At 34.1% G+C, this 12666-nt stretch carries 13 protein-coding genes; 4 read left to right on the top strand and 9 right to left on the bottom strand.

Annotated features, from left to right (window positions below; all coding sequences use genetic code 11):
- Positions 1–165 precede the first annotated feature (165 nt).
- From DMB68_RS21860 to DMB68_RS21870, 3 genes are all read left to right on the top strand, one after another.
- Positions 166–1695 carry a SulP family inorganic anion transporter gene (locus DMB68_RS21860; RefSeq protein ID WP_110348753.1) on the top strand — a complete coding sequence of 510 codons (1530 nt, stop codon included), beginning with the start codon at positions 166–168 and terminating at the stop codon, positions 1693–1695.
- Positions 1696–1914: 219 nt separating this feature from the next.
- Positions 1915–2823, top strand: coding sequence for a helix-turn-helix domain-containing protein (locus DMB68_RS21865; protein ID WP_110348754.1), 909 nt, complete (start codon positions 1915–1917; stop codon positions 2821–2823).
- 90 nt (positions 2824–2913) lie between these two features.
- A complete protein-coding gene (locus tag DMB68_RS21870; RefSeq protein ID WP_110348755.1) occupies positions 2914–3753 on the top strand; it encodes an oxidoreductase in 840 nt (279 codons plus the stop codon).
- Between the two features lie 9 nt (positions 3754–3762).
- Here the strand turns inward: DMB68_RS21870 and DMB68_RS21875 are convergent, their stop codons facing one another.
- The gene (locus tag DMB68_RS21875) at positions 3763–4098 is read right to left on the bottom strand and encodes a winged helix-turn-helix transcriptional regulator (protein WP_110348756.1); all 336 of its coding nucleotides are present in this window, start codon (positions 4096–4098) and stop codon (positions 3763–3765) included.
- Between the two features lie 125 nt (positions 4099–4223).
- Between DMB68_RS21875 and DMB68_RS21880 the strand changes: the two genes are divergently transcribed.
- Positions 4224–4607, top strand: a complete 384-nt coding sequence (locus DMB68_RS21880) for a DoxX family protein (protein ID WP_110348757.1) — start codon at positions 4224–4226, stop codon at positions 4605–4607.
- 61 nt (positions 4608–4668) lie between these two features.
- Here the strand turns inward: DMB68_RS21880 and groL are convergent, their stop codons facing one another.
- The 8 genes from groL to miaB form a co-directional block, all read right to left on the bottom strand.
- The gene (gene groL / locus DMB68_RS21885; RefSeq protein ID WP_110348758.1) at positions 4669–6297 is read right to left on the bottom strand and encodes a chaperonin GroEL; all 1629 of its coding nucleotides are present in this window, start codon (positions 6295–6297) and stop codon (positions 4669–4671) included.
- Between the two features lie 86 nt (positions 6298–6383).
- Positions 6384–6659, bottom strand: a complete 276-nt coding sequence (locus DMB68_RS21890; protein ID WP_012023920.1) for a co-chaperone GroES — start codon at positions 6657–6659, stop codon at positions 6384–6386.
- A 139-nt stretch (positions 6660–6798) separates the two neighbouring features.
- Complete coding sequence (secG, locus tag DMB68_RS21895) at positions 6799–7140, bottom strand: preprotein translocase subunit SecG (protein WP_110348759.1); 342 nt, start codon at positions 7138–7140, stop codon at positions 6799–6801.
- A 3-nt stretch (positions 7141–7143) separates the two neighbouring features.
- Positions 7144–8655 (bottom strand): tetratricopeptide repeat protein, encoded by a 1512-nt coding sequence (locus DMB68_RS21900; protein ID WP_110348760.1) that lies wholly within the window; start codon positions 8653–8655, stop codon positions 7144–7146.
- Positions 8656–8737: 82 nt separating this feature from the next.
- Positions 8738–9256, bottom strand: coding sequence for an LptE family protein (locus DMB68_RS21905; protein WP_110348761.1), 519 nt, complete (start codon positions 9254–9256; stop codon positions 8738–8740).
- A gap of 90 nt (positions 9257–9346) precedes the next feature.
- Positions 9347–10606, bottom strand: a complete 1260-nt coding sequence (locus tag DMB68_RS21910; RefSeq protein WP_110348762.1) for a sigma-54 interaction domain-containing protein — start codon at positions 10604–10606, stop codon at positions 9347–9349.
- 111 nt (positions 10607–10717) lie between these two features.
- Positions 10718–11107 carry a GxxExxY protein gene (locus DMB68_RS21915; protein WP_110348763.1) on the bottom strand — a complete coding sequence of 130 codons (390 nt, stop codon included), beginning with the start codon at positions 11105–11107 and terminating at the stop codon, positions 10718–10720.
- 46 nt (positions 11108–11153) lie between these two features.
- Positions 11154–12599, bottom strand: coding sequence for a tRNA (N6-isopentenyl adenosine(37)-C2)-methylthiotransferase MiaB (gene miaB, locus DMB68_RS21920; protein ID WP_110348764.1), 1446 nt, complete (start codon positions 12597–12599; stop codon positions 11154–11156).
- Between the last annotated feature and the right edge of the window lie 67 nt (positions 12600–12666).

The raw sequence follows: 12666 nt of genomic DNA on the forward strand, positions 1-12666 counted from the left end.
TTTTATTAAAAGTTAAATTTCCCAAAATGATAAATTTAATTCTTTCGGTTTTTATTTTGCTTTTAAAGCATTTTAGTTAATAACAACTCATTTCATTATGATTGTTTAGTTTTTAAGTTTAAAAGCTTTCTTCTCTTACGGCATTATTTTCTACATTTGTGCCTTATGAAAAAAGTGTTCCAACTCTTCGATTTTACCCAAAAGGTCAATTATAAAAATGAAATTTTAGCAGGTCTTACGGTTGCCATGACAATGATTCCTGAATCGTTATCATTTGCAATTTTAGCAGGATTTCCTCCTTTGGTTGGTTTGTACGCTGCTTTTATCGCAGGATTGGTAACGGCAATATTTGGTGGAAGACCCGGAATGATTTCGGGGGGAGCAGGAGCAACTGTAATCGTTTTGATTGCCCTGATGAAATCGCACGGAATAGAATATGTTTTTGCAGCTGTGGCTCTTGGTGGAATCGTACAAATCTGTATCGGACTTTTTAAACTTGGAAAATTTATACGATTAGTTCCGCAGCCCGTAATGTTTGGTTTTGTAAACGGACTTGCAGTTGTGATTTTTGTGTCACAGTTAGAACAATTTAAAACAGTTATAAACGGACAAGTTTCATGGTTACAGGGAGCTCCGCTATATATTATGTTAGGTTTGGTGGCATTGACAATCGGAATCGTTTTGCTTTTTCCTAAAATTACAAAAACAGTTCCGGCATCTTTGGTTGCTATTATGGTAGTTTTTACAATTGTACTTTTATTTAATATAGAAACCAAAACCGTTCAGGATATTGCGTCAGTTCAGGGCGGATTACCTCCATTTCATATTCCGAATATTCCCATCACGTTTGATACTTTAAAAATTATATTTCCCTATTCAGTAATTGTTGCAGCCGTTGGTTTGACAGAAGGTTTACTGACTTTAAATTTAGTTGACGAAATCACCGGAACCAGAGGGAATAGCAATCGTGAATGTATTGCGCAGGGAAGTTCAAATATCCTAAACGGCTTTTTTTACGGAATGGGAGGCTGTCCGATGATTGCGCAGACTTTGGTAAATATTGGCGCAGGTTCAAGAGCCAGACTTTCAGGAATAATAGCTTCTCTGACCATTTTGCTAATCATACTTTTTGGTGCACCTGTAATTGGAAAATTGCCAATGGCAGCACTGGTTGGCGTTATGATGATGGTAGCAATTACGACTTTTGAATGGGCGAGTTTTAAGGTTATCAATAAAATGCCGAGACATGACATTTTTGTTGGGATTTTGGTTGCCGTGATTACAATTGTATTACACAATCTTGCTTTAGCGGTTTTAATTGGTGTGATAATCTCGGCATTGGTTTTTGCATGGGAAAGTGCTAAACGAATTCGTGCACGTCATTTTATTGATGAATCAGGAGTAAAACATTATGAGATTTATGGACCATTATTTTTTGGCTCAACAACTCTTTTTTTAGAAAAATTTGATATTCAGAATGATCCAAATCATGTTATTATAGATTTTAAAGAAAGCCGTATCGCCGATATGTCAGCGATTGAAGCCTTGAATAATCTCACGAAAAAATACACTCAGGCAAACAAAATAATCGAATTGAAACATTTGAGTGATGACTGCAGGCAATTACTTAAAAATGCCGATGCAGTTATTGATGTAAATGTGACCGAAGATCCTATATATAAAGTGGTATCTTAATAATTGTGAATTGATAATGTGAATTAATTTATTCGTCACGATTTTCTGTAGAGAACACAGCAGTGCGTCTTATACGCAACGTAACCACAATATTTGATATCCGTAACGTAGACGCACTGCGTCTCTACGGATATGCGTTGTGTTAATTATCTCATTTTCTAATTATCAAATTATCAAATTATCTAATTGATGAAAGATTGATTTTCGTAACTTCGTAAAATGAAACTAACAGAAACTCTCGAAGATTTTTACACTGTAAAAATAAAAGGAATGCCCGAAAACCTTAAAAAGGAAATCGGACATTTTAATGTTTTTAAACTCGATGATTATGTAGGTAGTACTTGTAATCCTTTACCATATACACGAAAGGATTTTTATAAAATAAGTTTAATCATCGGGAAAAATAAAGTTCATTATGCTGATAAAACAGTAGCAATAGAGGATCAGGCTTTGTTTTTTGCAAATCCGCAAATTCCATACAGCTGGGAGCATATTGACGAAAATCAAACCGGATTTTTCTGCATCTTTACAGATGCTTTTTTTAGCCAGTTTGGGAATTTAAAAGAATATCCGTTATTTCAACCCGGCGGAAATCCTGTTGTTCCAATTTCAGAAGAATTGGCGATGTCTTTAAAAACGGTTTATCTGAAAATGCTTGATGAAATCAATTCTGATTACGCTTTTAAATATGATGTTCTCCGGAATCTAGTCTTTGAAATTATTCATTTCGCTTTAAAAACGCAGACTGTAACTGCTTCATTATATAGTAAATCCAATGCAACGATTCGAATTTCGTCTTTGTTTTTAGAATTATTAGAGCGCCAGTTTCCAGTTGAGTCTATATCTCAGCAAATTAATTTCCGATCCCCATCTGAATATGCTAATCAGTTAAATGTACATGTCAATCATCTGAATAAAGCATTAAAAGAAACTACCGGAAAAACCACTTCACAAATTATTTCTGAAAGAATTATTCAGGAATCCATGATTTTGCTTAAACAAACCAATTGGAATATCAACGAAATTGCATGGTGTTTAGGTTTTGAGGAACTATCTCATTTTATCAATTTCTTTAAGAAAAATGTTCAGGTTTCACCTAAAAATTATAGATTGACTGAAATTGTTTGATTTTTGTAACTTCTTGTTTGATTGTTTTAATATTTGAGAAGTCCTTCGTCCATAACTTTGCCCTGTAATTAAACGTAAAAATTTAAAATCATGGAAAATAACAAAGTTTGGTTTATCACAGGAGCTTCAAAAGGCCTTGGATTAGAATTGGCAAAAAAATTATTAGAAGAAGGATTTAAAGTTGCCGCAACATCAAGAAATGAAGAGTCATTAATAAAAGTATTAGGAAATACATCAGATAATTTTCTTCCTCTTGAAATGGATTTAGTTGACGAAAAAAGCGTAAAAAATGCGATTGATAAAACAGTGAGTCATTTTAAAACAATTGATGTATTGGTCAATAATGCAGGTTATGGTTTATTAGGTGCACTGGAAGAATTGACTGATGAAGAATCAAGAAAAAATTATGAGGTAAACGTTTTCGGATTATTAAATGTAATCAGAAATACTATGCCTTACATGCGTGCCAACAGATCAGGGCATATTTTTAATATTTCTTCTGTTGGAGGTTATGTTGGGAATTTTCCGGGTTGGGGAATTTATTGTTCTACAAAATTTGCTGTTGCCGGCTTAACGGAATCTTTATCAGCAGAAGTAAAAGAATTTGGTATAAATGTAACGTTGGTTTATCCGGGATATTTCAGAACTGATTTCTTAAAAGATAGTTCTTTGTTGCTGCCTGAAAATCCAATTACAGAATATAAAGCTGTTAGGGAATCTGAAAGTGCCCACAAAGACAACATTAACGAAAATCAGCCAGGAGATCCTGAAAAATTAGCAGAAGCTTTGATTAAAGTAAGTCAGGATCAAAATCCACCGCTTCATTTATTTTTAGGTGAAGATGCCTTTAATATGGCAAATCAAAAAATAGTAAGTGTTCAGGGTGAGTTAGGAAAATGGAAAGAGGTTTCTGTCTCAACTGGTTTTTAATTTTAATAATTATCCCAATATTTTTTGTCGGTGTAATAATCCCCAATAATGTAATGCATTCAGGACATTTTCTAATGATCTACCGTGCTCTGTAATAGAATATTCTATAGTTGGCGGAAAAGTATCATAGACTGTTCTTTTTATTAATTGATTGCTTTCCAGGCTTTTTAGTTCTTTAGATAGCGTCTTATCGGTAATCCCGGCAACGGTTTTTGATATTTCGGTAAAACGTTTGTTTTCTGTTGAAAGCGAAAAAAGGATTAATAATTTCCATCTTCCTTCTAAGGCTTCTAAAGCATCTTTGATAGAAAGTGCAGTTTTAGGACATCCACCATTAATTAGCATTTCATTTTTGGGTTTAATTATACAAAGTTACTTCCCTTCTGGATAGCACTTTCCGAAAGGGAAGTACTGCATAAGAGGAAGTAAATATAAATATTTTTGAGATCTTAATATAAAATTAATCTCAAATGGAAGATCAACAACATTCAAAAGCTATTCGTATTACACTTTGGCTTGTACAAATTATTTTAGCTTTAAGTTTTATCTGGGGAGGCTCAATGAAGCTATTTCAAAGTATTGAAAAATTATCAGCAATGTGGCCATGGACAGCCCAAGTTTCTCCGGTATTTTTAAAATTTACAGCAATAGTAGATTTGTTAGCGGGTATTGGAATTGTAGTACCAACATTACTTTTAGTTAATCCAAAATGCACACGTATGATAGCTTTTGGAGTTATTGTATTAATGATTTGTGCAAGTATATTTCATATCTGCAGAGATGAAGCTTCTCAAATAGGAATAAATATCTTTTTCGCACTTTTAGCTGCTTTTGTTATGTGGGGGAGAAAATGATTTATAAAAAACGCCAGATAAATTTTATCTGGCGTTTTAAATTTTAAGAAGTGAAGAACGATTACATCATTCCTGGCATACCGCCACCCATTGGCATTCCGCCAGCGCTTTCTTCTTTAATATCAATTAATGCACATTCTGTAGTTAAAATCATTCCTGAAACAGATGCAGCATTTTCAAGCGCTACACGAGTTACTTTTTTAGGATCGATAATTCCAGCTGCAAGCATATCTACATATTCGTCAGTTTTAGCATTGTAACCAAAATCACCAGAACCTTCTCCCACTTTAGATACTACTACAGAACCTTCAAGACCTGCATTTTCAACAATAGTTCTTAATGGAGATTCAACAGCGCGAGCAACAATCTGAATTCCGGTTGCTTCGTCAGCGTTGTCAGCTTTAAGGTCAGCTAATGCAGCTTTTGCTCTTAATAGCGCCACACCACCACCAGCAACAATTCCTTCTTCAACAGCAGCACGGGTTGCGTGTAAAGCATCATCAACTCTGTCTTTTTTCTCTTTCATTTCCACTTCAGAAGCTGCACCAACATAAAGAACTGCAACACCTCCGGCTAATTTAGCCAAACGTTCTTGTAGTTTTTCTTTATCGTAATCAGATGTAGTAGTTTCCATCTGACCTTTAATTTGGTTCACACGATTTTTGATGATATCAGCTTCACCAGCTCCGCTTACGATAGTCGTATTGTCTTTATCAATAGAAACTCTTTTTGCAGTTCCTAACATTTCGATAGTTGTGTTTTCTAATGTGTAACCTCTTTCTTCAGAAATTACGGTTCCACCGGTTAAGATTGCAATATCTTCCAACATTGCTTTTCTTCTGTCTCCGAAACCTGGAGCTTTTACAGCAGCAATTTTAAGAGCACCTCTTAATTTGTTTACTACTAAAGTAGACAGCGCTTCTCCGTCAACATCTTCGGCAATAATTAATAATGGTTTTCCTGATTGAGCAACTGGCTCTAAAACCGGAAGTAATTCTTTTAAAGAAGAAACTTTTTTATCATATAATAAAATGTAAGGAGAATCTAGTTCAACTTCCATTTTCTCAGGATTTGTTACAAAATAAGGAGAAAGATATCCTCTGTCAAACTGCATTCCTTCAACAACATCCACGAAAGTATCAGTTCCTTTAGCTTCTTCTACAGTAATAACACCTTCTTTTCCAACTTTAGCGAAAGCAGTAGCGATTAGTTCACCAATAACTTCGTCATTGTTTGCAGAGATAGCAGCAATTTGTTTGATTTTATCAGAATCGTTTCCAACCACTTTAGCTTGTTTAGCCAAGTCAGCAACGATAGCTTCAACCGCTTTGTCGATACCACGTTTCAGATCCATTGGATTTGCTCCGGCAGCAACGTTTTTTAGACCTTCTTTTACGATAGCCTGAGCTAAAACGGTAGCTGTTGTAGTTCCGTCTCCGGCTAAATCATTAGTTTTAGAAGCAACTTCTTTAACCATTTGTGCGCCCATGTTTTCTAATGGGTCTTTTAATTCGATTTCTTTTGCAACAGAAACCCCATCTTTAGTAACGGTTGGCCCACCAAATGATTTTCCAATAATTACATTACGTCCTTTTGGTCCAAGGGTTACTTTTACAGCATTTGCCAATGCATCAACACCACGTTTTAGTCCGTCACGTGCTTCAATATCAAATTTTATATCTTTTGCCATTTTTAATTTTTTGTTTAAAGTTTTATTTGTTTCAAGTTACATTAGTTTTAATTTTTAATACCAAGAACTTAATACGTATTGTTTTTTTAGATTATCGCTAAGATATCATCCTCACGCATGATCAAATAATCAGTTCCTTCCAGTTTTAATTCTGTTCCTGCGTATTTACCATAAAGAACAGTATCGCCAACTTTTACGGTCATAGTATGGTCTTTAGATCCGTTTCCAACTGCAACTACAGTTCCTTTTTGTGGTTTTTCTTTAGCAGTATCCGGAATAAAAATTCCTGAAGCAGTTTTGGTTTCGGCTGCAACTGGCTCGATAAGTACGCGATCTGAAAGCGGTTTAATGTTTAAGGCCATGATTTTATATTATTATAGTTATACGTTTTTTAATGTTCATTAAACTTTCAGAAATTATGCCATGCTCATAAAACTGACATTTTTTCCTAAAAAAAATGCCAGCTTTGACAGGCTGGCATTTTATTTTATTTCAAAATTATTATTTAGCTGCTGGAGTTGCCGGAGCAGGTGTTCCTTGAGTCGGAGCAGCTGGTGTAGTTGCTGCAGGCGCTTCGGTTTTTTCAATAATTTTAGAATCAGTGTCACTTAATGATCCTGTAAAGCTTAAACTTGAAAGCAAAATTAAAGCAATCAAAATAGTAGCTAATGTCCAGGTACTTTTATCTAAAAAGTCTGTTGTTTTTTGTACTCCACCTAACATTTGAGTTCCGCTAATTGTAGACGATAACCCGCCTCCTTTAGGGTTCTGTACCATGATTACTACGATCAATAGAAAACAAACTATTGTGATTAAAACTAAAAAAATTGAAAATGTGCTCATTACTTAATTATTGTTATTGTTATTTTGTTGTAAAATCTTTATATCCGATATGCGGTCTGCAAAGAAAGTAATTTTTTCTGGATATTTCAAAATTAATATTTCATATGCCTGAATAGCTTTTGTATATTTTTTTTGTTCTAAATATACTCTCGCTAAAGTCTCTGTCATTAGATAAGAATTATCTTCCTTATAAGCATCAGGTTGTACAGCTGGAGTAATAGCAGTTTGTTTTATAGGAGAGATTTTTGGGTTTGTTTCGATGAATTTATCGATTATTTCTGCCTTTTTCTTTTTCTCTTCGTCCATCATTTCATTTTCGACTATGTTTTCAACTTTTGTTTCTGTTTGTATTTCTTCTTTCGGAACTTCATTTGTCCGGTCAATTGGTTCTGGTTTGGCTAATTGCAGCCATTCCTGAAAAGAGTGTTTTTCACTAACAGAAAAATCCAATGGTCTTCCAATTTCCAGATTTTCTTCTGCCGTTTTTATTGTATTCTGAAGTTCAATTTCTTTTGGTTGTTCAATTACTTCTGGCACTTCTTCAAAAACAACTGTTGAGGCTTCTTGTAATGAGGTATATATTGATTCTTCAATTGGTTCAACTCTTACTTTCGGGATTTCCTCTTCTACAATTTCATCCTCTACAATTTCATCAAAAAAAGTTCGTGTTGGTTCCTTTAAAACAGGTACTGATTCAATAACTGTATCTATTTCAATAGTAGGAGAGGTTTCAATAATTGGAGTTGCTTCTTTAAAAGAATCTAAAGTTGGTTGTTCAGTAATTGAATCAATTGGTTTTTCTTCGATTTTTGAAGACTGTTCAATAGAATTGTTTGTTTCTTCTGTAAAAGAGTCTAAAGTCGGTTGCTCAGTAATAGAATCAATTGGTTTTTCTTCAATTTTTGAAGACTGTTCAATAGAAGTGTTTGTTACTTCTTTAAAAGAATCTAAAATTGATTGTTCAGAAGGCAGCTCAATTGGTGTTTCTTCTGTTTTTACTGGTTTTTCAAAAGTAACATTTATAACTTCTTTAAAAGAATCTAAAATTGATTGCTCGGAAACCAGAAGAATTGTCTTTTCATCAACTGTTACGGGTTCTTCAAAAGCTGCTATAGTTGTAGCCTTTTTAATCGAATCTAAAATAGACTTTTCAATAGGGTCAATACGAATTTCAGCGGCTTTCTTTTTTTCTTCAACTAACACAATTTCGCTGTCAAAAACGTTTATGTTTAAAAGATCTCTAAGTTTGCGGTCATAAAATTCGCCCTGAATAGAAGTAAAAGTTTCAGAAGTAATAAAATCGAATAAAACGGAACGATCTGAAGTATGGGCAGCTGTAACTTTTAAAGCGTAATTATACTTAAAGCTGTTTTGATTAAAAAGTCCTTTTAATCGTAATGCGCGTGCACTTTGAAAATACGGAAATTCATTCAAAACACTTCCTAATGCTTCTGTCTGCTTTTCTGTAATGGCATCAGGTTTATTAATTAGGTAAGTATAATTTGTTACGTTCATTGATTTTATATTTAATCTTTTTGTGTTTAATTATTTTGCTCATCAATTTTAGTGATTAAGCGATTAAGAATTTAATAGTTTTTTACCATTTAGCTAACGACTCATTGAAGATATCCTGCGTAATTCTTTCAAATATATCTTTGATAGCTTCATTTAAAACAGTTCCTACAAGTTGCGACTGCGCCGGGTAATCATGATAAAATTCGAATGTTTTTTCAAAATCGTCAGTTTCTTTCTTCTTATTTGAAAAGCGAACATTTACACGAATTGTTAAACGGTTTTGAGCAGCTGCTGCACCACCATCTGTTGTTACAGCAGTTGCTGTCATTGGCGTAATTCGGTAATCTGTAATTTCACCTTCATAAAGCAAATCGCCATTCGAACTAACCAAATTTAAATTGGTTTGGTTCATAATTAAATCCTGTAACGCTAATGTGAATTCTCTGTCAATTCCTGGTTCAATCAAATCAGCATTATTCTGAAAAAAGTTTACCTGAAATGTTTTTGCATCAATTGGAGCAGCACCTGTAAAATTATATATACCACAGCCACTAAAGGTAGTAGCGATTAACAGGATTAAAATATATTTTAAGTTTTTCATTTTTTATTTTAGAATTGTTTTGACAGTTGCCTGATCCCGGGTCAAAGATATTTATTTTCGTTTAAAACGTTTTATGTCTTTGTAGTAAAATTACAAATCAAACTGTTTGATTTTTCGATACAAAGTTCTCTCCGAAATGCCTAATTCGTCAGCTGCTGCTTTTCGTTTTCCTTTGTTTTTTTCTAATGATTTTTTGATCATCTCGATTTCTTTTTGTTCTAAACGTAAAATCTCTTCTTCCTCAATTGTTTCAGCGTCTAAATAATTATTGTCGTCTGGGATATGATAATTATCGTCACGCGCTGTCGGTGTCATGACTGCTGTTCTTGGTTCTTCTTCAAAATCAATTTCACTGTCATTTTCCTGTGAACCATATATTTTCTGAATCAGATTTGGATTGATGTCCTGTACTTTAGAATTCCCGTTTTTCATCAATTCTAAAGTCAGTTTTTTCAAATCATTTAAATCACTTTTCATATCAAAAAGGACTTTATATAAAATGTCTCTTTCTGTACTGAAATCACTTTCTTTTTTACTGTCGCTGATTACAGAAGGCAGATTGCTTCCTTCAGCAGGCAAATACGATTGTAATGTGGATAAGGTAATGTCACGATTGGTTTCCAGAACAGAAATTTGCTCTGCAACATTTCGTAATTGACGAATATTTCCGTTCCATCTGAATTTTTGTAAAAGTTGAACCGCACCATCATCCAGTTTCAATGGTGGCATTTTGTATTTATGCGCAAAATCAGCCACAAATTTTCGGAACAATAAATGAATGTCTTCATTTCTTTCTCTCAACGGAGGTAAGGTAATTTCAACTGTACTCAAGCGATAGTACAAATCTTCACGGAATTTTCCTTTTTCAATAGCATTAAATAAATTGACATTGGTTGCTGCAACAATCCTCACATTGGTTTTTTGAACCTGTGAAGAACCTACTTTTATAAATTCTCCATTTTCCAAAACACGAAGCAATCTTACTTGAGTTGTTAATGGTAATTCACCAACTTCGTCTAAGAAGATTGTTCCGCCGTCTGCTACTTCAAAATAACCTTCACGTGTGCTAGTAGCGCCTGTAAAAGCTCCTTTCTCGTGTCCAAAAAGTTCACTGTCGATTGTTCCTTCCGGAATCGCTCCACAGTTTACAGCAATATATTTTCCGTGCTTTCTGTGTGAAAGCGAATGGATTATTCTCGGAATATTTTCTTTACCAACACCACTTTCCCCGGTTACCATAACCGAAATGTCAGTTGGAGCAACCTGAATGGCTTTTTCAATTGCACGGTTTAATTTTGGGTCATTCCCAATAATTTCAAATCGTTGTTTTATTGCTTGAACTGTTTCCATTTGTTTTTGTTTCAAGTTTTTTTGTTTCAGGTTTCAGGTTGTTGATCAAACTGATGGTTGAAACAGGGATGTTTTTTTACCACAAATTACACAATTTATCGCAAATTCATTTTAAGAATTTATTAATCGTTTATGTATTAATGATTTGTTTTGAAAGTTTGCGATTATTCCGACTGGAGTATCTGCAAGTTTCGTATAATTTAATGTTTGAGCGAGATGATCATTGCAAATTTCCTTTACAGATTTTACTTCTAAAATTATGTCATCGTAAACAATAAAATCAGCATAAAATTTATGAGGTAAAATAATTCCCTTGTATTCTATTGCAAATTCTTTTTCCCGTTGATATGGAATATTGTTATTTTTAAATTCAATTTCTAATGCGTCTTTATATATAATTTCAAGTAAACCAGGACCTAATAATCTATGTACTTCCATGCATAAACCTACTATCTCGTAATTCTCATTCTTTTTGTAATAATATTCGTTTGTGTCGCTCATAAAAATACTAATTTGTGAAAATTTGCGAAATTTGTGGTTTGAAAAATTAATTCATTTCTGAGAGCCCGACAGCTTCACCTTTCAAAGTTCCACTAGTACAACTTGTGATTTTTACGTTTACGAAATCTCCAATTTTATAATTTTCTTTTGGGAAAACAACTGTAATACTTTGCGAGTTTCTTCCAGAGAATTCTTCTTTTGATTTTTTAGAAACTTTTTCGACTAAAACTTCAACTGTTTTTCCAACGAATTCTTCACTTCTAAACCAGGCATGTTTTTGTTGTAAATCGACAATTTCCTGTAATCTTCTGGCTTTAGTTTCTTCCTCAACATCATCTTTCATTTTTCTTCCGGCCAGAGTTCCAGGACGCTCAGAATACGAATACATATAACCGAAATTATATTTCACATATTCCATTAAACTCATTGTATCTTGGTGATCTTCTTCAGTTTCTGTTGGAAAACCAGCAATCATGTCTTGCGAAATCGAAGCCTCAGGAACAATTGTTCTGATTTTGTCAATCAAAGACATATATTCTTCGCGAGAATGGAGACGATTCATTTCTTTCAAAATTCGGTTGCTTCCAGACTGAACCGGCAAGTGAATGTGTTTACAGATATTTGGATATTTAGCAATAACATGCAAAATACTTTCGTGCATATCCTGTGGATTAGAAGTCGAAAAGCGAATACGCATTTTAGGAAAACCAACAGCAACCATTTCAAGCAACTGGTCAAAATCTACTGCAGTCGCTTTTTGTATTTCAGAAGCATTTACAAAATCCTTTTTTAAACCACCGCCATACCAAAGGTAACTGTCAACATTTTGTCCAAGAAGTGTAATTTCTTTAAAGCCTTTACTCCACAAATCCTGAATCTCAGTCATAATACTTTGCGGTTCACGACTGCGCTCGCGTCCGCGTGTAAAAGGCACAACGCAGAACGTACACATATTATCGCAGCCACGTGTGATAGAAACCAAAGCTGTAATTCCGTTACTCATTAAACGAACAGGTGAAATATCTCCGTACGTTTCCTCTTTTGATAAAATTACATTGATGGCGTCGCGACCTTCTTCAACTTCTGCTAATAAATTCGGGAGATCTTTATAAGCATCAGGGCCAACAACAAGATCAACTATTTTTTCTTCTTCCAAAAACTGACTTTTCAAGCGCTCAGCCATACAGCCCAAAACGCCCACTTTCATTTTTGGATTCGTGCGTTTTACTGCATTGTATTTTTCCAGACGTTTACGAATAGTCTGTTCAGCTTTGTCCCGGATAGAGCAGGTATTTACCAAAACCAAATCGGCTTCTTCTAAAACTGAAGTTGTATTATAACCACCTTCAGATAAAATGGAAGCTACGACTTCACTGTCCGAAAAATTCATTGCACAGCCGTAACTTTCTATGAATAGTTTTTTAGTATTCTCAGGTTTATTTTCCAAAACAAGACTTTCGCCCTGTTTGCTTTCTTCAATAATCTTTTCCATTGTAAAATTTCAAAGTGCAAAGATAGCGCAAATACCATCAATATGACAAGATGTCAGACAAAGAATT

It is taken from the genome of Flavobacterium hydrophilum, assembly GCF_003202405.1.
Classification (GTDB): Bacteria; Bacteroidota; Bacteroidia; order Flavobacteriales; family Flavobacteriaceae; genus Flavobacterium; species Flavobacterium hydrophilum.

Bases quoted from the DNA above. Each gene is read 5' to 3' on its own strand.
- DMB68_RS21860 (WP_110348753.1), top strand. From the start codon at position 166: ATGAAAAAAGTGTTCCAACTCTTCGATTTTACCCAAAAGGTCAATTAT.
- DMB68_RS21865 (WP_110348754.1), top strand. From the start codon at position 1,915: ATGAAACTAACAGAAACTCTCGAAGATTTTTACACTGTAAAAATAAAA.
- DMB68_RS21870 (WP_110348755.1), top strand. From the start codon at position 2,914: ATGGAAAATAACAAAGTTTGGTTTATCACAGGAGCTTCAAAAGGCCTT.
- DMB68_RS21875 (WP_110348756.1), bottom strand. From the start codon at position 4,098: ATGCTAATTAATGGTGGATGTCCTAAAACTGCACTTTCTATCAAAGAT.
- DMB68_RS21880 (WP_110348757.1), top strand. From the start codon at position 4,224: ATGGAAGATCAACAACATTCAAAAGCTATTCGTATTACACTTTGGCTT.
- groL (WP_110348758.1), bottom strand. From the start codon at position 6,297: ATGGCAAAAGATATAAAATTTGATATTGAAGCACGTGACGGACTAAAA.
- DMB68_RS21890 (WP_012023920.1), bottom strand. From the start codon at position 6,659: ATGGCCTTAAACATTAAACCGCTTTCAGATCGCGTACTTATCGAGCCA.
- secG (WP_110348759.1), bottom strand. From the start codon at position 7,140: ATGAGCACATTTTCAATTTTTTTAGTTTTAATCACAATAGTTTGTTTT.
- DMB68_RS21900 (WP_110348760.1), bottom strand. From the start codon at position 8,655: ATGAACGTAACAAATTATACTTACCTAATTAATAAACCTGATGCCATT.
- DMB68_RS21905 (WP_110348761.1), bottom strand. From the start codon at position 9,256: ATGAAAAACTTAAAATATATTTTAATCCTGTTAATCGCTACTACCTTT.
- DMB68_RS21910 (WP_110348762.1), bottom strand. From the start codon at position 10,606: ATGGAAACAGTTCAAGCAATAAAACAACGATTTGAAATTATTGGGAAT.
- DMB68_RS21915 (WP_110348763.1), bottom strand. From the start codon at position 11,107: ATGAGCGACACAAACGAATATTATTACAAAAAGAATGAGAATTACGAG.
- miaB (WP_110348764.1), bottom strand. From the start codon at position 12,599: ATGGAAAAGATTATTGAAGAAAGCAAACAGGGCGAAAGTCTTGTTTTG.